The organism is Escherichia sp. MOD1-EC6475 (genome assembly GCF_003046645.1).
GTDB lineage: Bacteria > Pseudomonadota > Gammaproteobacteria > Enterobacterales > Enterobacteriaceae > Escherichia > Escherichia ruysiae.
In genome coordinates this window covers 1-17,952 of record NZ_PZKQ01000030.1, presented here as the reverse complement: position 1 = coordinate 17,952, position 17,952 = coordinate 1, and the positions used below count along the sequence as shown (strand labels likewise).

17 protein-coding genes are annotated in these 17,952 nt (G+C 52.7%); 14 read left to right on the top strand and 3 right to left on the bottom strand.

Annotated elements, in window-relative coordinates:
• The first annotated feature begins 81 nt into the window (after positions 1 to 81).
• The 8 genes from rmuC to tatD all read left to right on the top strand — a co-directional run bounded on the left by rmuC (position 82) and on the right by tatD (position 7,082).
• Positions 82 to 1,509, top strand: coding sequence for a DNA recombination protein RmuC (gene rmuC, locus A7589_RS10650; protein WP_000347691.1), 1,428 nt, complete (start codon positions 82 to 84; stop codon positions 1,507 to 1,509).
• Positions 1,510 to 1,603: 94 nt separating this feature from the next.
• Positions 1,604 to 2,359, top strand: coding sequence for a bifunctional demethylmenaquinone methyltransferase/2-methoxy-6-polyprenyl-1,4-benzoquinol methylase UbiE (gene ubiE / locus A7589_RS10645; RefSeq protein ID WP_000227958.1), 756 nt, complete (start codon positions 1,604 to 1,606; stop codon positions 2,357 to 2,359).
• A 13-nt stretch (positions 2,360 to 2,372) separates the two neighbouring features.
• Complete coding sequence (gene ubiJ / locus A7589_RS10640; protein ID WP_001116107.1) at positions 2,373 to 2,978, top strand: ubiquinone biosynthesis protein UbiJ; 606 nt, start codon at positions 2,373 to 2,375, stop codon at positions 2,976 to 2,978.
• Positions 2,978 to 4,618 carry a ubiquinone biosynthesis regulatory protein kinase UbiB gene (gene ubiB, locus A7589_RS10635; protein WP_000187551.1) on the top strand — a complete coding sequence of 547 codons (1,641 nt, stop codon included), beginning with the start codon at positions 2,978 to 2,980 and terminating at the stop codon, positions 4,616 to 4,618. Before ubiJ ends, ubiB begins: the two co-directional genes overlap by 1 nt.
• Positions 4,619 to 4,696: 78 nt before the next feature.
• Positions 4,697 to 4,966 carry a Sec-independent protein translocase subunit TatA gene (gene tatA, locus A7589_RS10630; RefSeq protein WP_001295260.1) on the top strand — a complete coding sequence of 90 codons (270 nt, stop codon included), beginning with the start codon at positions 4,697 to 4,699 and terminating at the stop codon, positions 4,964 to 4,966.
• Between the two features lie 3 nt (positions 4,967 to 4,969).
• Positions 4,970 to 5,485: a Sec-independent protein translocase protein TatB gene (gene tatB, locus A7589_RS10625; RefSeq protein WP_000459596.1), complete on the top strand. Its 516-nt coding sequence runs from the start codon at positions 4,970 to 4,972 to the stop codon at positions 5,483 to 5,485.
• A gap of 2 nt (positions 5,486 to 5,487) precedes the next feature.
• Positions 5,488 to 6,258 (top strand): Sec-independent protein translocase subunit TatC, encoded by a 771-nt coding sequence (gene tatC, locus A7589_RS10620; RefSeq protein WP_000109945.1) that lies wholly within the window; start codon positions 5,488 to 5,490, stop codon positions 6,256 to 6,258.
• 41 nt (positions 6,259 to 6,299) lie between these two features.
• Positions 6,300 to 7,082, top strand: a complete 783-nt coding sequence (gene tatD, locus A7589_RS10615; RefSeq protein ID WP_010352529.1) for a 3'-5' ssDNA/RNA exonuclease TatD — start codon at positions 6,300 to 6,302, stop codon at positions 7,080 to 7,082.
• Here the strand turns inward: tatD and rfaH are convergent.
• Entirely contained in the window at positions 7,079 to 7,567 is a 489-nt protein-coding gene (gene rfaH / locus A7589_RS10610; RefSeq protein ID WP_001192392.1) for a transcription/translation regulatory transformer protein RfaH, read from the bottom strand. The genes tatD and rfaH overlap by 4 nt on opposite strands.
• A 166-nt stretch (positions 7,568 to 7,733) precedes the next feature.
• Here rfaH and ubiD point away from each other — a divergent pair, with 166 nt between their 5' ends.
• A complete protein-coding gene (ubiD, locus tag A7589_RS10605) occupies positions 7,734 to 9,227 on the top strand; it encodes a 4-hydroxy-3-polyprenylbenzoate decarboxylase (RefSeq protein ID WP_000339815.1) in 1,494 nt (497 codons plus the stop codon).
• A gap of 45 nt (positions 9,228 to 9,272) precedes the next feature.
• Positions 9,273 to 9,974 (top strand): NAD(P)H-flavin reductase, encoded by a 702-nt coding sequence (gene fre, locus A7589_RS10600; protein WP_010352530.1) that lies wholly within the window; start codon positions 9,273 to 9,275, stop codon positions 9,972 to 9,974.
• Between the two features lie 183 nt (positions 9,975 to 10,157).
• On the opposite strand, the gene fadA is transcribed toward fre, so the two are convergent.
• Complete coding sequence (gene fadA / locus A7589_RS10595) at positions 10,158 to 11,321, bottom strand: acetyl-CoA C-acyltransferase FadA (protein WP_000438770.1); 1,164 nt, start codon at positions 11,319 to 11,321, stop codon at positions 10,158 to 10,160.
• 9 nt (positions 11,322 to 11,330) lie between these two features.
• Entirely contained in the window at positions 11,331 to 13,520 is a 2,190-nt protein-coding gene (gene fadB / locus A7589_RS10590) for a fatty acid oxidation complex subunit alpha FadB (RefSeq protein WP_105282517.1), read from the bottom strand.
• 189 nt (positions 13,521 to 13,709) lie between these two features.
• On the opposite strand from fadB, the gene pepQ reads away from it, so the two are divergent.
• The 4 genes from pepQ to hemG are packed head-to-tail and all read left to right on the top strand — an operon-like array spanning position 13,710 to position 17,702.
• On the top strand, positions 13,710 to 15,041 hold the full coding sequence (gene pepQ / locus A7589_RS10585; RefSeq protein WP_000444572.1) for a Xaa-Pro dipeptidase: 1,332 nt from the start codon (positions 13,710 to 13,712) through the stop codon (positions 15,039 to 15,041).
• The gene (locus A7589_RS10580; RefSeq protein ID WP_001296979.1) at positions 15,041 to 15,655 is read left to right on the top strand and encodes an IMPACT family protein; all 615 of its coding nucleotides are present in this window, start codon (positions 15,041 to 15,043) and stop codon (positions 15,653 to 15,655) included. The genes pepQ and A7589_RS10580 overlap by 1 nt, the downstream gene beginning before the upstream one ends.
• Positions 15,656 to 15,693: 38 nt before the next feature.
• Positions 15,694 to 17,145 (top strand): Trk system potassium transporter TrkH, encoded by a 1,452-nt coding sequence (gene trkH, locus A7589_RS10575; protein WP_000545681.1) that lies wholly within the window; start codon positions 15,694 to 15,696, stop codon positions 17,143 to 17,145.
• Positions 17,146 to 17,156: 11 nt separating this feature from the next.
• Positions 17,157 to 17,702 carry a menaquinone-dependent protoporphyrinogen IX dehydrogenase gene (gene hemG, locus A7589_RS10570; RefSeq protein WP_000853959.1) on the top strand — a complete coding sequence of 182 codons (546 nt, stop codon included), beginning with the start codon at positions 17,157 to 17,159 and terminating at the stop codon, positions 17,700 to 17,702.
• Positions 17,703 to 17,952: the final 250 nt, after the last annotated feature.

The window sequence follows — 17,952 nt, the reverse complement described above, 5'->3', positions numbered from 1 at the left end:
CGCAGGAAATGCCTTTTCAACTGGACGTTTGTACAGCACAATTCTATTTTGTGCGGGTAAGTTGTTGCGTCAGGAGGCTTTGTGGATTTCTCAATCATTGTTTATGCCATTATTGCGCTGGTCAGTGTGGCCATCGGCTGGCTGTTTGCCAGTTATCAACATGCGCAGCAAAAAGCCGAGCAATTAGCTGAACGTGAAGAGATGGTCGCGGAGTTAAGCGCGGCAAAACAACAAATTACCCAAAGTGAACACTGGCGCACAGAGTGTGAATTACTCAATAACGAAGTGCGCAGCCTGCAAAGTATTAACACCTCGCTGGAGGCTGATCTGCGTGAAGTGACCACGCGGATGGAGGCCGCACAGCAACACGCTGACGATAAAATTCGCCAGATGATTAACAGCGAGCAGCGTTTGAGCGAGCAGTTTGAAAACCTCGCCAACCGTATTTTCGAGCACAGCAATCGCCGCGTTGATGAGCAAAACCGTCAGAGCCTGAACAGCCTGTTGTCGCCGCTGCGTGAACAACTGGACGGTTTTCGCCGTCAGGTTCAGGACAGCTTCGGTAAAGAAGCACAAGAACGCCATACCCTGACCCACGAAATTCGCAATCTCCAGCAGCTCAACGCGCAAATGGCCCAGGAGGCAATCAACCTGACGCGTGCGCTGAAAGGCGACAATAAAACCCAGGGCAACTGGGGCGAAGTGGTATTAACGCGAGTACTGGAGGCATCTGGCTTGCGTGAAGGGTATGAATACGAAACCCAGGTGAGTATCGAAAATGACGCCCGCTCGCGGATGCAGCCGGATGTCATCGTGCGACTACCGCAGGGGAAAGATGTGGTGATCGACGCCAAAATGGCGCTGGTCGCTTATGAACGCTACTTCAACGCGGAAGACGACTACACCCGCGAAAGTGCATTGCAGGAACATATCGCGTCGGTGCGTAACCACATCCGCTTGCTGGGGCGTAAAGATTATCAACAGCTACCAGGGCTAAGAACGCTGGATTACGTGCTGATGTTTATCCCCGTCGAACCTGCGTTTTTACTGGCGCTTGACCGCCAGCCGGAGCTGATAACCGAAGCGTTGAAAAACAATATCATGCTGGTTAGCCCGACCACGCTGCTGGTGGCGTTGCGTACTATCGCCAATCTGTGGCGTTATGAGCATCAAAGCCGCAACGCCCAGCAAATCGCCGATCGCGCCAGCAAGCTGTACGACAAGATGCGTTTGTTTGTCGATGATATGTCTGCGATAGGTCAAAGTCTGGACAAAGCGCAGGATAACTATCGTCAGGCAATGAAAAAACTCTCTTCAGGTCGCGGAAATGTGCTGGCGCAGGCAGAAGCGTTTCGCAGTTTAGGGGTAGAAATTAAACGCGAGATTAATCCGGATTTGGCTGAACAGGCAGTGAGTCAGGATGAAGAGTATCGACTGCGGTCGGTTCCAGGGCAGCCGAATGATGAAGCTTATCAACGCGATGATGAATATAATCAGCAGTCGCGCTAGCCCATTGGGGGTAGTTACGCCGGGTAGAAATCTAGGGCATCGACGCCCAATCTGTTACACTTCTGGAACAATTTTTTGATGAGCAGGCATTGAGATGGTGGATAAGTCACAAGAAACGACGCACTTTGGTTTTCAGACCGTCGCGAAAGAGCAAAAAGCGGATATGGTCGCCCACGTTTTCCATTCTGTGGCATCGAAATACGATGTTATGAATGATTTGATGTCATTTGGTATTCATCGTTTGTGGAAGCGTTTCACGATCGATTGCAGCGGCGTACGCCGTGGGCAGACTGTACTGGATCTGGCTGGCGGCACCGGCGATCTGACAGCGAAATTCTCTCGCCTGGTCGGTGAAACGGGTAAGGTGGTCCTCGCCGATATCAATGAATCCATGCTCAAAATGGGGCGCGAGAAACTGCGTAATATCGGTGTGATTGGCAACGTTGAGTATGTTCAGGCGAACGCCGAGGCGCTGCCGTTCCCGGATAACACCTTTGATTGCATCACCATTTCGTTTGGTCTGCGTAACGTCACCGACAAAGATAAAGCACTACGTTCAATGTATCGCGTGCTGAAACCCGGCGGCCGCCTGCTGGTGCTTGAGTTCTCGAAACCGATTATCGAGCCGTTAAGCAAAGCTTATGACGCTTACTCCTTCCATGTTCTGCCGCGTATTGGCTCGCTGGTCGCGAATGACGCCGACAGCTACCGTTATCTGGCTGAATCCATCCGTATGCATCCCGATCAGGATACTCTGAAAGCCATGATGCAAGATGCCGGATTCGAAAGTGTCGATTATTACAACCTGACGGCTGGCGTTGTGGCGCTGCATCGTGGTTATAAGTTCTGACAGGAGACCGGAAATGCCTTTTAAACCTTTAGTGACGGCAGGAATCGAAAGTCTGCTCAACACCTTCCTGTATCGCTCACCCGCGCTGAAAACCGCCCGCTCGCGTCTGCTGGGTAAAGTATTGCGCGTGGAGGTAAAAGGCTTTTCGACATCGTTGATTCTGGTGTTCAGCGAACGTCAGGTCGATGTACTGGGAGAATGGGCGGGTGATGCTGACTGCACCGTTATCGCTTATGCCAGCGTGTTGCCGAAACTTCGCGATCGCCAGCAGCTTGCTGCACTGATTCGTAGCGGTGAGCTGGAAGTGCAGGGCGATATTCAGGTGGTGCAAAACTTTGTTGCGCTAGCAGATCTGGCGGAGTTCGACCCAGCGGAACTGCTGGCACCTTATACGGGTGATATCGCCGCCGAAGGCATTAGCAAAGCCCTGCGTGGTGGCGCGAAGTTCCTGCATCACGGTATTCAACGCCAGCAACGCTACGTGGCGGAAGCCATTACTGAAGAGTGGCGTATGGCGCCTGGTCCGCTTGAAGTGGCCTGGTTTGCGGAAGAGACATCCGCCGTTGAGCGAGCCGTCGATGCGCTAACCAAACGGCTGGAAAAACTGGAGGCAGTTTAATGACGCCAGGTGAAGTACGGCGCCTGTATTTCATCATTCGCACTTTTTTAAGTTACGGACTTGATGAACTGATCCCTAAAATGCGTATCACTTTGCCGTTGCGGTTATGGCGATACTCATTATTCTGGATGCCGAATCGGCATAAAGACAAACAATTAGGTGAACGACTGCGACTGGCGCTGCAAGAACTGGGTCCGGTATGGATCAAGTTTGGACAGATGCTATCGACCCGCCGTGACCTTTTTCCGCCGCATATTGCTGACCAACTGGCGCTCTTGCAGGATAAAGTCGCGCCTTTTGACGGCGAACTGGCGAAAGCACAAATTGAAGCGGCGATGGACGGTCTGCCGGTGGAAGCGTGGTTTGATGATTTTGACATTAAGCCGCTGGCATCGGCTTCCGTAGCACAGGTACATACTGCTCGGTTGAAATCGAATGGCAAAGAGGTGGTGATTAAAGTCATTCGCCCGGATATTTTGCCAGTCATAAAAGCGGATCTGAAACTCATCTATCGTCTGGCTCGTTGGGTGCCGCGTTTACTACCGGATGGTCGCCGTCTGCGTCCAACCGAAGTGGTGCGCGAGTACGAAAAGACGTTGATTGATGAACTGAATTTGCTGCGGGAATCTGCCAACGCCATTCAGCTTCGGCGTAATTTCGAAAATAGCCCGATGCTCTACATCCCGGAAGTTTACCCTGACTATTGCAGTGAAGGGATGATGGTGATGGAGCGTATCTATGGCATTCCAGTTTCGGATGTCGCGACGCTGGAGAAAAACGGCACCAACATGAAATTGTTGGCGGAACGCGGTGTGCAGGTGTTCTTCACTCAGGTCTTTCGCGACAGCTTTTTCCATGCCGATATGCACCCTGGCAACATCTTCGTAAGCTTCGAACACCCGGAAAATCCGAAGTATATTGGTATTGATTGCGGGATTGTCGGCTCGTTAAACAAAGAAGATAAACGCTATCTGGCGGAAAACTTTATCGCCTTCTTTAACCGTGACTATCGCAAAGTAGCGGAACTGCACGTTGATTCTGGCTGGGTGCCGCCAGATACCAACGTTGAAGAGTTCGAATTTGCCATTCGTACTGTCTGTGAACCTATTTTTGAGAAACCGCTGGCAGAAATTTCATTTGGACATGTGCTGTTAAATCTGTTTAATACGGCGCGTCGTTTCAATATGGAAGTACAGCCGCAACTGGTGTTACTCCAGAAAACCTTGCTCTACATCGAAGGGGTAGGACGCCAGCTTTATCCGCAGCTCGATTTATGGAAAACGGCGAAGCCTTTTCTCGAGTCATGGATTAAAGATCAGGTTGGTATTCCTGCGCTGGTGAGAGCATTTAAAGAAAAAGCGCCGTTCTGGGTCGAAAAAATGCCAGAACTGCCTGAACTGGTTTACGACAGTTTGCGCCAGGGCAAGTATTTACAGCACAGTGTTGATAAGATTGCCCGCGAGCTTCAGGCAAATCATGTACGTCAGGGACAATCGCGTTATTTTCTCGGAATTGGCGCGACGTTAGTATTAAGCGGCACATTCTTGTTGGTCAGCCGACCGGAATGGGGGCTGATGCCCGGCTGGTTAATGGCAGGTGGTCTGATCGCCTGGTTTGTCGGTTGGCGCAAAACACGCTGATTTTTTCATCGCTCAAGGCGGGCCGTGTAACGTATAATGCGGCCTTGTTTAATCATCATCTACCACAGAGGAACATGTATGGGTGGTATCAGTATTTGGCAGTTATTGATTATTGCCGTCATCGTTGTACTGCTTTTTGGCACCAAAAAGCTCGGCTCCATCGGTTCCGATCTTGGTGCATCAATTAAAGGCTTTAAAAAAGCAATGAGCGATGATGAACCAAAGCAGGATAAAACCAGTCAGGATGCTGATTTTACTGCAAAAACTATCGCCGATAAGCAGGCGGATACGAATCAGGAACAGGCTAAAACAGAAGACGCGAAGCGCCACGATAAAGAGCAGGTGTAATCCGTGTTTGATATCGGTTTTAGCGAACTGCTATTGGTGTTCATCATCGGCCTCGTCGTTCTGGGGCCGCAACGACTGCCTGTGGCGGTAAAAACGGTAGCGGGCTGGATTCGCGCGTTGCGTTCACTGGCGACAACGGTGCAGAACGAACTGACCCAGGAGTTAAAACTCCAGGAGTTTCAGGACAGCCTGAAAAAGGTTGAAAAGGCAAGCCTGACCAACCTGACGCCTGAACTGAAAGCGTCAATGGATGAACTGCGCCAGGCTGCAGAATCGATGAAGCGTTCCTATGTTGCAAACGATCCTGAAAAGGCGAGTGATGAAGCGCACACCATCCATAATCCGGTGGTGAAAGATAATGAAGCTGCGCATGAGGGAGTAACCCCTGCCGCTGCACAAACGCAGGCCAGTTCGCCGGAACAGAAGCCAGAAACCACGCCAGAGCCGGTGGTAAAACCTGTTGCGGACGCTGAACCGAAAACCGCTGCACCTTCCCCTTCGTCGAGTGATAAACCGTAAACATGTCTGTAGAAGATACTCAACCGCTTATCACGCATCTGATTGAGCTGCGTAAGCGTCTGCTGAACTGCATTATCGCGGTGATCGTGATATTTCTGTGCCTGGTCTATTTCGCCAATGATATCTATCACCTGGTATCCGCGCCGTTGATCAAGCAATTGCCGCAAGGTTCAACGATGATCGCCACCGATGTGGCCTCGCCGTTCTTTACGCCGATCAAGCTGACCTTTATGGTATCGCTGATTCTGTCAGCGCCGGTGATTCTCTATCAGGTGTGGGCGTTTATCGCCCCGGCGTTGTATAAGCATGAACGTCGCCTGGTGGTGCCTCTGCTGGTTTCCAGCTCTTTGCTGTTTTATATCGGCATGGCGTTCGCCTACTTCGTGGTCTTTCCACTGGCATTTGGCTTCCTCGCCAATACCGCGCCGGAAGGGGTACAGGTATCCACCGACATCGCCAGCTACTTAAGCTTCGTTATGGCGTTGTTTATGGCGTTTGGTGTTTCGTTTGAAGTGCCGGTTGCCATTGTGCTGCTGTGCTGGATGGGGATTACCTCGCCAGAAGACTTACGCAAAAAACGCCCGTATGTGCTGGTTGGCGCATTCGTCGTTGGGATGCTGCTGACGCCGCCGGATGTCTTCTCGCAAACGCTGCTGGCGATCCCGATGTACTGCCTGTTTGAAATCGGTGTCTTCTTCTCCCGCTTTTACGTTGGTAAAGGCCGAAACCGGGAAGAAGAAAACGACGCTGAAAGCGAAAAAACTGAAGAATAAATTCAACCGCCCGTCAGGGCGGTTGTCATATGGAGTGCAGGATGTTTGATATCGGCGTTAATTTGACCAGCTCGCAATTTGCGAAAGACCGTGGTGATGTTGTAGAGCGCGCTTTTGACGCGGGAGTTGATGGGCTACTCATCACCGGTACTAACCTGCGTGAAAGCCAGCAGGCGCAAAAACTGGCGCGTCAGTATCCGCACTGTTGGTCAACGGCGGGCGTGCATCCTCATGACAGCAGCCAGTGGCAAGCCGCGACCGAAGAAGCAATTATTGAACTGGCCGCGCTGCCAGAAGTAGTGGCGATTGGTGAGTGTGGTCTCGACTTTAACCGCAACTTTTCTACGCCGGAAGAGCAGGAACGCGCTTTTGTTGCCCAGCTACGTATTGCCGCAGAATTAAACATGCCTGTATTTATGCACTGTCGCGATGCCCATGAGCGGTTTATGACATTGCTGGAGCCGTGGCTGAATAAACTGCCTGGTGCGGTTCTTCATTGCTTTACTGGCACACGCGAAGAGATGCAGGCGTGCGTGGCGCGTGGGATTTATATCGGCATTACTGGTTGGGTTTGCGATGAACGACGCGGGCTGGAATTGCGTGATCTGTTGCCATTTATTCCGGCGGAGAAATTGCTGATCGAAACCGATGCGCCGTATTTACTCCCGCGCGATCTCACGCCAAAGCCATCATCCCGGCGTAACGAGCCTGCTTATCTGCCTCATATTGTGCAACGTATTGCGCACTGGCGAGGGGAGGATGCTGCGTGGCTGGCGGCCACCACAGATGCCAATGTCAAAACGCTGTTTGGGATTGCGTTCTAGAGTTTGCGGAACTCAGTGTTCTTCACGCTGTGCTTAATTTCTTTATTGATAAGATTAAGCAATAGCATGGAGCGTGCCTCGCCGTCGGGTTCGGTGAAAATGGCCTGAAAACCTTCGAATGCGCCTTCGGTAATAATCACCTTATCACCTGGATATGGCGTTGCCGGATCGACAATGTCTTCCGGTTTATACACCGACAGCTGATGAATCACAGCCGATGGGACTATCGCAGGCGATGCACCAAAGCGCACGAAGTGGCTGACACCACGTGTGGCGTTGATGGTAGTGGTATGAATCACTTCTGGATCAAATTCCACAAACAGGTAGTTGGGGAACAACGGCTCACTGACTGCGGTACGTTTGCCACGCACGATTTTTTCCAGGGTGATCATCGGTGCCAGACAATTAACGGCCTGTCTTTCGAGGTGTTCCTGGGCACGTTGAAGTTGCCCGCGCTTGCAGTACAGTAAATACCAGGATTGCATAATGACTCTTATCCGTTTAATCGGGGCGCAAGAATAGCAAAAGCGATGCGTTAAGTTAATTATATTCCCCGGTTTGCGTTATAGCGCCTGAGTTCACGCTAATTTAACAAATTTACAGCATCGCGAAGATGAACGCCGTATAATGGGCGCAGATTAAGAGGCTACAATGGACGCCATGAAATATAACGATTTACGCGACTTCCTGACTCTGCTTGAACAGCAGGGTGAGCTAAAACGTATCACGCTCCCGGTGGATCCGCATCTGGAAATCACTGAAATTGCTGACCGCACATTGCGTGCCGGTGGGCCTGCGCTGTTGTTCGAAAACCCTAAAGGGTACTCGATGCCGGTGCTGTGCAACCTGTTCGGTACGCCGAAGCGCGTGGCGATGGGCATGGGGCAGGAAGATGTTTCGGCGCTACGTGAAGTCGGTAAATTATTAGCGTTTCTGAAAGAGCCGGAGCCGCCAAAAGGTTTCCGCGACCTGTTTGATAAGCTGCCGCAGTTTAAGCAGGTGTTGAACATGCCAACGAAACGGTTACGTGGTGCGCCTTGTCAGCAAAAGATCGTCTCCGGCGAGGATGTCGATCTTAACCGCATTCCCATTATGACCTGCTGGCCGGAAGATGCCGCTCCGCTGATTACCTGGGGATTGACCGTGACGCGTGGCCCGCACAAAGAGCGGCAGAATCTTGGCATTTATCGCCAGCAGTTGATTGGTAAAAACAAGCTGATTATGCGCTGGTTGTCGCATCGCGGCGGCGCGCTGGATTTCCAGGAGTGGTGTGCGGCGCATCCGGGTGAACGTTTCCCGGTTTCCGTGGCGCTGGGTGCTGATCCCGCTACTATTCTCGGTGCAGTCACGCCCGTTCCAGATACGCTTTCAGAGTATGCATTTGCCGGATTGCTGCGCGGCACCAAAACCGAAGTGGTGAAGTGTATCTCCAATGACCTTGAAGTGCCCGCCAGTGCGGAAATTGTGCTGGAAGGGTATATCGAACAAGGCGAAACGGCGCCAGAAGGGCCGTATGGCGACCACACCGGTTACTATAACGAAGTCGATAGTTTCCCGGTATTTACCGTGACGCATATTACTCAGCGTGAAGATGCGATTTACCACTCCACCTATACTGGTCGTCCGCCGGATGAACCTGCGGTACTGGGCGTGGCGTTGAACGAAGTGTTCGTGCCAATTCTGCAAAAACAATTCCCGGAAATTGTCGATTTTTACCTGCCGCCGGAAGGCTGTTCCTATCGTCTGGCGGTAGTGACAATCAAAAAACAGTACGCCGGGCACGCGAAGCGCGTCATGATGGGCGTCTGGTCGTTCTTACGCCAGTTTATGTACACCAAATTTGTGATCGTTTGCGATGATGATGTCAACGCACGCGACTGGAATGATGTGATTTGGGCTATTACTACCCGTATGGACCCGGCGCGGGATACCGTTCTGGTAGAAAATACACCCATTGATTATCTGGATTTTGCCTCGCCTGTTTCCGGGCTGGGTTCAAAAATGGGGCTGGATGCCACGAATAAATGGCCGGGGGAAACCCAGCGCGAGTGGGGGCGTCCTATCAAAAAAGATCCGGACGTTGTCGCGCGTATTGATGCAATCTGGGATGAACTGGCTATTTTTAACAACGGTAAAAGCGCCTGAGGCGCGTTTGTATTGCCCTATTTATCGATCCGACAGAGAAAGCGCATGACAACCTTAAGCTGTAAAGTGACCTCGGTAGAAGCTATCACGGATACCGTATATCGTGTCCGAATCGTGCCAGACGCGGCCTTTTCTTTTCGTGCTGGTCAGTATTTGATGGTAGTGATGGACGAGCGCGATAAACGCCCGTTCTCAATGGCCTCGACGCCGAATGAACAAGGTTTCATTGAGCTGCATATTGGCGCTTCTGAAATCAACCTTTACGCGAAAGCAGTCATGGATCGCATCCTCAAAGATCATCAAATCGTGGTCGATATTCCGCACGGTGATGCGTGGCTGCGCGATGATGAAGAGCGTCCGATGATTCTGATTGCGGGCGGCACCGGGTTCTCTTATGCCCGTTCGATTTTGCTGACGGCGCTGGCGCGTAATCCCAATCGTGATATCACCATTTACTGGGGCGGGCGTGAAGAGCAGCACCTTTATGATCTTTCCGAACTTGAGGCGCTTTCGCTTAAGCATCCTGGTCTGCAAGTGGTGCCGGTGGTTGAACAACCGGAAGCGGGCTGGCGTGGTCGTACTGGCACGGTTTTAACGGCGGTGTTGCAGGATCACGGTACGCTGGCAGAGCATGATATCTACATTGCCGGACGTTTTGAGATGGCGAAAATCGCCCGTGACCTGTTTTGCAGTGAGCGTAATGCGCGGGAAGACCGCCTGTTTGGCGATGCGTTTGCGTTTATCTGAGCCATAAAAAACCCGCCCCTGACAGGCGGGAAGAACGGCAACTAAACTGTTAATCAGTGGCATTTACATCGACGCTGCATCCGGCAAACAATGCCCGATGCGACGCTGTTGCGTCTTATCGTGCCTACAAATAGTTCTGAACCGTAGGCCGGATAAGGCGTTTACGCCGCATCCGGCAAGTGGTTAAACCCGCTCAAACACCGTCGCAATGCCCTGACCCAGGCCGATACACATCGTCGCCAGACCAAACTGGACGTCTTTGCGTTCCATCAGATTCAGCAGCGTGGTGCTGATACGCGCACCGGAACAACCCAGCGGATGACCCAGCGCGATCGCACCACCGTTGAGGTTGATCTTCTCGTCAATTTGCTCCATTAACCCCAGATCTTTAATACACGGCAGGATCTGCGCGGCAAAGGCTTCGTTCATTTCAAACACGCCGATGTCGCTGGCAGAAAGCCCCGCTTTTTTCAACGCCAGCTTAGAGGCCGGAACCGGGCCGTAACCCATAATCGATGGGTCACAACCAACGACCGCCATCGAACGCACGCGAGCGCGCGGCTTAAGACCTAATTCACGGGCGCGGCTTTCACTCATTACCAGCATGGCGGCTGCACCATCGGAAAGCGCAGAAGATGTACCCGCCGTTACCGTACCGCTTACTGGATCAAACGCCGGACGCAGCGTGGCGAGGGCTTCCACGGTGGTTTCCGGGCGAATCACTTCGTCGTAATTAAACTGCTTCAGGACGCCGTCGGCATCGTGACCACCGGTCGGGATAATTTCATTTTTAAATGCACCCGACTGCGTGGCGGCCCAGGCGCGGGCGTGTGACCGCGCGGCAAAGTCATCCTGCATTTCACGGCTGATACCGTGCATACGCGCCAGCATTTCTGCCGTTAAGCCCATCATGCCCGCCGCTTTGGCGACATTGCGGCTCAGGCCGGGGTGAAAATCGACGCCGTGACTCATCGGCACATGGCCCATATGCTCCACGCCGCCGACCAGACATGCCTGCGCATCGCCGGTCATGATCATCCGTGCTGCGTCATGCAATGCCTGCATGGATGAACCACACAAGCGATTGACGGTCACCGCAGGGACAGAGTGCGGCACTTCTGCCAGCAGCGCAGCGTTACGGGCGATGTTAAAACCCTGCTCCAGCGTCTGCTGCACACACCCCCAGTAAATATCGTCGAGAGTAGCCGCTTCCAGCGCCGGATTACGCGCCAGCAGGCTACGCATTAAATGAGCGGAGAGATCTTCCGCACGCACGTTACGAAAAGCACCGCCCTTCGAACGGCCCATCGGGGTGCGAATTGCATCGACAATGACAACCTGTTCCATTGTGACTCCTTAAGCCGTTTTCAGGTCGCCAACCGGACGGGCTGGCTCAACCGGGGGATAGTACGGTTCGTTATGACGCGCTTTATTACGCAGACCTTCCGGCACTTCATACAGCGGGCCGAGGTGCTGATACTGCTGTGCCATATCGAGATATTTCGCGCTGCCGAGGGTGTCCAGCCAGCGGAACGCGCCGCCGTGGAACGGAGGGAAGCCCAGGCCGTAGACCAGCGCCATGTCCGCTTCTGCCGGAGTGGCGATAATGCCCTCTTCCAGACAGCGGATCACTTCGTTGACCATCGGGATCATCATGCGGGCGATAATCTCTTCCTCGCTGAAATCGCGCTTCGGCTGGCTGACTTCTGCCAGCAGGCCGTCAACGGCGGCATCTTCTTCTTTCTTCGGCTTGCCTTTGCTGTCTTCTTTATAACGCCAGAAACCGAGGCCGTTCTTCTGACCAAAGCGGTTGGCATCAAACAGCGCGTCGATGGCGTCGCGATAATCTTTCTGCATCCGCTGCGGGAAGCCTGCTGCCATCACTGCCTGGGCGTGGTGCGCGGTATCAATCCCCACGACATCCAGCAGATATGCCGGACCCATCGGCCAGCCAAACTGTTTTTCCATCACTTTGTCGATCTTGCGGAAGTCCGCGCCGTCGCGAAGCAACTGACTGAATCCAGCGAAGTAGGGGAACAGTACGCGGTTAACGAAGAAGCCGGGGCAGTCGTTCACCACAATCGGCGTCTTGCCCATCTTGCTTGCCCAGGCGACGACTTTCGCGATGGTTTCGTCGGAGCTTTTCTCGCCGCGAATAATTTCCACCAACGGCATCCGGTGCACCGGGTTAAAGAAGTGCATACCGCAGAAGTTTTCCGGGCGTTCCAGCGCGTTGGCCAGTTCGCTGATAGGAATGGTTGAAGTGTTAGACGCCAGCACGGTATCCGGGCGTACTTTTTGTTCGGTTTCTGCCAGTACGGCTTTTTTCACTTTCGGGTTTTCGACAACCGCTTCTACCACAACATCCACGCGGTCAAACCCGGCGTAGTCGAGCGTTGGGTGGATCGTGGAGATCACGCCAGCCAGTTTCAGACCATCGATCTTGCCGCGCTCAAGCTGCTTGTTCAGCAGTTTCGCGGCTTCAGTCATGCCGAGGGTTAACGACTTGTCGTTGATATCTTTCATGATCACCGGCACGCCCTTCCACGCAGACTGGTAAGCAATGCCGCCCCCCATAATGCCTGCGCCCAGCACAGCGGCCTGTTTCGGCGTTTCAACGTCTTTGGTGAGTTTCTTCGCTTTGCCTTTTACATATTGATCGTTAAGGAAAATGCCGACCAGTGCGCGAGCTTCGTTGGTATGCGCCAGCGGGACAAAACTTTTGTTTTCCAGGTTTAAGGCTTCTTCACGGCCAAAACGGGCAGCCGCTTCAATAGTTTTTACTGCGGTGATGGGCGCGGGGTAATGTTTCCCCGCCGTTTGCGCGACCATCCCTTTAGCGATAGTGAAGCTCATGGTGGCTTCAATCTTGCTCAGTTTTAGCGGTTCCAGCTTCGGCTGACGTTTCGCTTTCCAGTCGAGGTCGCCGTTAATGGCCTGGCGTAAAATCGCCTTCGCGCCATCAATCAGTTTTTCTGTTTTGACTACGCCATCCACCAGACCGATTTTTAGCGCCTGATCCGCGCCGACATCTTTACCGGCGGCAATGATTTCCAGCGCACTATCAGCGCCCAGCATACGTGGCATACGTACAGAACCGCCAAAGCCCGGCATGATGCCCAGTTTGGTTTCCGGCAGACCGATACGCAGATCCGGCGTCGCCAGACGATAATCGGTAGCCAGTACACATTCACAGCCACCACCCAGCGCGTAGCCGTTGACGGCGGCAATGGTCGGCACCGGCAGATCTTCCAGGCGATTAAACACGCTATTGGCAAAATGCAGCCACTGGCTTAACTGTTCTTCGGGAACGAGGAACAGGGACAAAAATTCGGTGATATCAGCACCGACGATAAAGGCTGCTTTGTTCGAACGCAACAGCAGCCCTTTTAAATCTGATTGCTGTTCCAGCACGCCGATGGCCTCGCCGAGGCTAGCGACGGTCGAAGTGTCGAGTTTATTAACTGAACCTGGGGCATCAAATACCAGTTCGGCAATGCCATCTTCCAGCCAGTCAAGGTACAGGGTGTCGCCTTTGTAAAGCATGTCAGTCTCCTGAATCCGCAAGGTGATCTGGTCGTACCAGATGAGTCGAAGTGTGTATTTTGTGTTAAAAATATGCAAACAAAAGATTAAAGAAATGCCGATCTGATCACGCTCGGCAGAAATCACGCTCTGGATGAACGATGTGCTAAGATGCGGAGACTTAAGGTCAAAAAAACAGAAGGGTAAAAAATGGAATCACTGGCCTCGCTCTATAAAAATCATATAGCTACCTTACAAGAACGGACTCGCGATGCGCTGGCGCGCTTCAAGCTGGATGCATTACTTATTCACTCCGGCGAGCTGTTCAACGTTTTTCTCGACGATCATCCTTATCCGTTTAAAGTTAATCCGCAATTCAAAGCGTGGGTGCCGGTAACTCAGGTGCCAAACTGCTGGCTGCTGGTGGATGGCGTGAACAAGCCGAAACTGTGGTTTTATCTGCCGGTTGATTACTGGCACAACGTCGAACCTTTGCCGACCTCTTTCTGGACTGAGGATGTGGAAGTGATCGCGCTGCCGAAAGCCGATGGCATTGGTAGCCTGCTGCCCGCTGCGCGCGGCAATATTGGCTATATTGGCCCGGTGCCGGAACGTGCGCTGCAACTGGGCATTGAGGCCAGTAATATCAACCCGAAAGGGGTGATCGACTACCTGCATTACTACCGCTCCGTCAAAACCGAGTACGAACTGGCCTGTATGCGTGAAGCGCAGAAAATGGCAGTCAACGGTCATCGCGCGGCAGAAGAAGCCTTCCGTTCTGGCATGAGCGAGTTCGATATCAACATTGCCTATCTGACTGCGACTGGTCATCGTGATACCGACGTGCCTTACAGCAACATTGTGGCGCTTAACGAACATGCTGCGGTGCTGCATTACACCAAACTGGATCATCAGGCGCCGGAAGAGATGCGCAGCTTCCTGCTGGATGCCGGGGCAGAATATAACGGCTATGCAGCAGACCTGACCCGTACCTGGTCGGCAAAAAGCGACAACGACTACGCACAGTTGGTGAAAGACGTAAATGATGAACAACTGGCGCTGATCGCTACCATGAAAGCGGGCGTCAGCTATGTGGATTACCACATCCAGTTCCATCAGCGCATCGCCAAACTGCTGCGTAAACATCAAATCATCACCGATATGAGTGAAGAAGCGATGGTCGAAAACGATCTCACCGGACCGTTTATGCCGCACGGTATCGGCCATCCGCTGGGCCTGCAGGTGCATGACGTAGCCGGTTTTATGCAGGATGATAGCGGTACGCACCTCGCGGCACCGGCAAAATATCCGTACCTGCGCTGCACCCGTATTCTCCAGCCAGGCATGGTGTTAACCATCGAACCGGGTATCTACTTCATCGAATCGCTACTGGCACCGTGGCGTGAAGGGCAGTTCAGCAAACACTTCAACTGGCAGAAAATTGAAGCACTGAAACCGTTCGGCGGCATTCGTATCGAAGACAACGTGGTGATCCACGAAAACAACGTGGAAAACATGACCCGGGATCTGAAACTGGCGTGATGGAAAGCTGGTTAATCCCTGCGGCACCGGTCACGGTTGTTGAAGAGATCAAAAAGAGCCGCTTCATAACGATGTTGGCGCATACCGATGGCGTCGAGGCGGCGAAAGCGTTTGTTGAATCGGTGCGGGCAGAGCACCCAGATGCCCGCCACCATTGCGTGGCGTGGGTAGCTGGCGCACCGGATGATTCTCAACAACTGGGTTTCTCTGATGACGGGGAACCTGCGGGAACGGCAGGTAAACCGATGCTCGCCCAACTAATGGGCAGCGGCGTCGGGGAAATTACCGCTGTGGTAGTGCGCTACTACGGCGGCATATTGCTTGGCACCGGTGGGTTAGTGAAAGCGTATGGCGGCGGCGTGAATCAGGCGCTGCGCCAGCTAACGACCCAACGCAAGACGCCATTAACCGAATATACTTTGCAATGTGAATATAGTCAGTTAACCGGCATTGAAGCGTTGCTGGGGCAGTGTGACGGCAAAATTATCAACAGTGATTATCAGGCATTCGTTCTGCTGCGGGTGGCGCTTCCGGCGGCGAAAGTGGCTGAATTTTCCGCAAAGCTGGCGGATTTTAGCCGTGGTTCATTGCAATTGTTAGCGATTGAAGAATAATCCCCACTTCATTTTGCAGAACTAAGGAAGCGGCAGAGATGCATTTTCGCGCCATTACCCGAATCGTTGGACTACTGGTCATCTTATTTTCAGGGACGATGATTATCCCTGGGCTGGTAGCACTCATTTACCGGGATGGGGCTGGCCGCGCTTTTACCCAGACCTTTTTTGTCGCCCTCGCCATTGGATCTATGCTGTGGTGGCCGAACCGTAAAGAGAAGGGCGAACTGAAATCCCGTGAAGGGTTTCTGATTGTGGTGCTGTTCTGGACGGTGCTGGGTAGCGTCGGTGCGCTCCCTTTTATCTTCTCGGAAAGCCCGAACCTCACGATTACCGATGCGTTTTTTGAATCTTTCTCTGGCCTGACCACTACGGGAGCCACTACGCTGGTGGGGCTGGATTCGCTCCCTCACGCCATCCTCTTTTATCGCCAGATGCTGCAATGGTTTGGCGGGATGGGGATCATCGTGTTGGCGGTTGCGATACTGCCTATCCTCGGCGTGGGTGGGATGCAGCTCTATCGCGCAGAAATGCCCGGCCCGCTGAAAGATAACAAAATGCGCCCGCGAATTGCGGAAACGGCGAAAACCCTGTGGTTGATTTATGTCTTGCTGACCGTCGCCTGTGCGCTGGCGTTGTGGTTTGCCGGAATGAATGCTTTTGATGCCATCGGTCATAGCTTCGCGACAATCGCCATTGGCGGCTTCTCAACCCATGATGCCAGCGTTGGCTATTTCGATAGCCCGACAATTAACACTATCATTGCTATCTTCCTGCTGATCTCCGGCTGTAACTACGGTCTGCACTTCTCGCTGCTAAGTGGGCGTAGTCTGAAGGTTTACTGGCGCGATCCGGAATTTCGCATGTTTATCGGCGTACAGTTTACGCTGGTGGTTATTTGTACACTCGTACTGTGGTTTCATAATGTCTACAGTTCGGCGCTGATGACAATTAACCAGGCATTTTTCCAGGTGGTGTCGATGGCGACAACCGCTGGGTTTACGACAGACAGCATTGCCCGCTGGCCGCTCTTTTTGCCGGTACTGCTGTTATGTTCAGCTTTTATCGGCGGTTGCGCCGGGTCAACGGGCGGTGGCCTGAAAGTGATCCGCATCTTGCTGTTGTTCAAACAGGGGAACCGTGAGCTGAAACGACTGGTGCATCCGAACGCCGTCTACAGCATTAAGCTGGGGAATCGCGCACTGCCGGAACGTATCCTCGAAGCCGTTTGGGGATTTTTCTCCGCCTATGCATTGGTGTTTATTGTCAGTATGCTGGCGATTATCGCCACGGGCGTGGATGACTTTTCTGCCTTTGCTTCGGTTGTGGCGACATTGAATAACCTGGGGCCGGGGCTTGGCGTGGTTGCTGATAACTTTACCAGCATGAACCCGGTGGCTAAATGGATCCTGATTGCCAATATGTTGTTTGGTCGTCTCGAGGTGTTTACATTGCTGGTGCTCTTTACCCCGACTTTCTGGCGTGAATGATGGAGTAATACGTGAAAACATTAATTCTTTTCTCAACAAGGGACGGACAAACGCGCGAGATTGCCTCCTACCTGGCTTCGGAACTGAAAGAACTGGGGATCCAGGCGGATGTCGCTAATGTGCACCGCATTGAAGAACCACAATGGGAAAACTATGACCGTGTGGTCATTGGTGCTTCTATTCGCTATGGTCACTACCACTCTGCGTTCCAGGAATTTGTCAAAAAACATGCGACGCGACTGAATTCGATGCCGAGCGCCTTTTATTCCGTAAACCTGGTGGCGCGCAAACCGGAGAAGCGTACTCCACAGACCAACAGCTACGCGCGGAAGTTTCTGATGAACTCGCAATGGCGTCCCGATCGCTGCGCGGTCATTGCCGGGGCGCTGCGTTACCCACGTTATCGCTGGTACGACCGTTTTATGATCAAGCTGATTATGAAGATGTCAGGCGGTGAAACGGATACGCGCAAAGAAGTTGTCTATACCGATTGGGAGCAGGTGGCGAATTTCGCCCGAGAAATCGCCCATTTAACCGACAAACCGACGCTGAAATAAGCATAAAGAATAAAAAATGCGCGGTCAGAAAATTATTTTAAATTTCCTCTTGTCAGGCCGGAATAACTCCCTATAATGCGCCACCACTGACACGGAACAACGGCAAACACGCCGCCGGGTCAGCGGGGTTCTCCTGAGAATTCCGGCAGAGAAAGCAAAAATAAATGCTTGACTCTGTAGCGGGAAAGCGTATTATGCACACCCCGCGCCGCTGAGAAAAAGCGAAGCGGCACTGCTCTTTAACAATTTA

Coding starts and splice junctions, on each gene's coding strand:
- fre (WP_010352530.1), top strand. CDS start 9,273: ATGACAACCTTAAGCTGTAAAGTGACCTCGGTAGAAGCTATCACGGAT.
- ubiB (WP_000187551.1), top strand. CDS start 2,978: ATGACGCCAGGTGAAGTACGGCGCCTGTATTTCATCATTCGCACTTTT.
- tatD (WP_010352529.1), top strand. CDS start 6,300: ATGTTTGATATCGGCGTTAATTTGACCAGCTCGCAATTTGCGAAAGAC.
- fadB (WP_105282517.1), bottom strand. CDS start 13,520: ATGCTTTACAAAGGCGACACCCTGTACCTTGACTGGCTGGAAGATGGC.
- ubiJ (WP_001116107.1), top strand. CDS start 2,373: ATGCCTTTTAAACCTTTAGTGACGGCAGGAATCGAAAGTCTGCTCAAC.
- A7589_RS10580 (WP_001296979.1), top strand. CDS start 15,041: ATGGAAAGCTGGTTAATCCCTGCGGCACCGGTCACGGTTGTTGAAGAG.
- trkH (WP_000545681.1), top strand. CDS start 15,694: ATGCATTTTCGCGCCATTACCCGAATCGTTGGACTACTGGTCATCTTA.
- rfaH (WP_001192392.1), bottom strand. CDS start 7,567: ATGCAATCCTGGTATTTACTGTACTGCAAGCGCGGGCAACTTCAACGT.
- ubiD (WP_000339815.1), top strand. CDS start 7,734: ATGGACGCCATGAAATATAACGATTTACGCGACTTCCTGACTCTGCTT.
- pepQ (WP_000444572.1), top strand. CDS start 13,710: ATGGAATCACTGGCCTCGCTCTATAAAAATCATATAGCTACCTTACAA.
- tatA (WP_001295260.1), top strand. CDS start 4,697: ATGGGTGGTATCAGTATTTGGCAGTTATTGATTATTGCCGTCATCGTT.
- fadA (WP_000438770.1), bottom strand. CDS start 11,321: ATGGAACAGGTTGTCATTGTCGATGCAATTCGCACCCCGATGGGCCGT.
- ubiE (WP_000227958.1), top strand. CDS start 1,604: ATGGTGGATAAGTCACAAGAAACGACGCACTTTGGTTTTCAGACCGTC.
- tatC (WP_000109945.1), top strand. CDS start 5,488: ATGTCTGTAGAAGATACTCAACCGCTTATCACGCATCTGATTGAGCTG.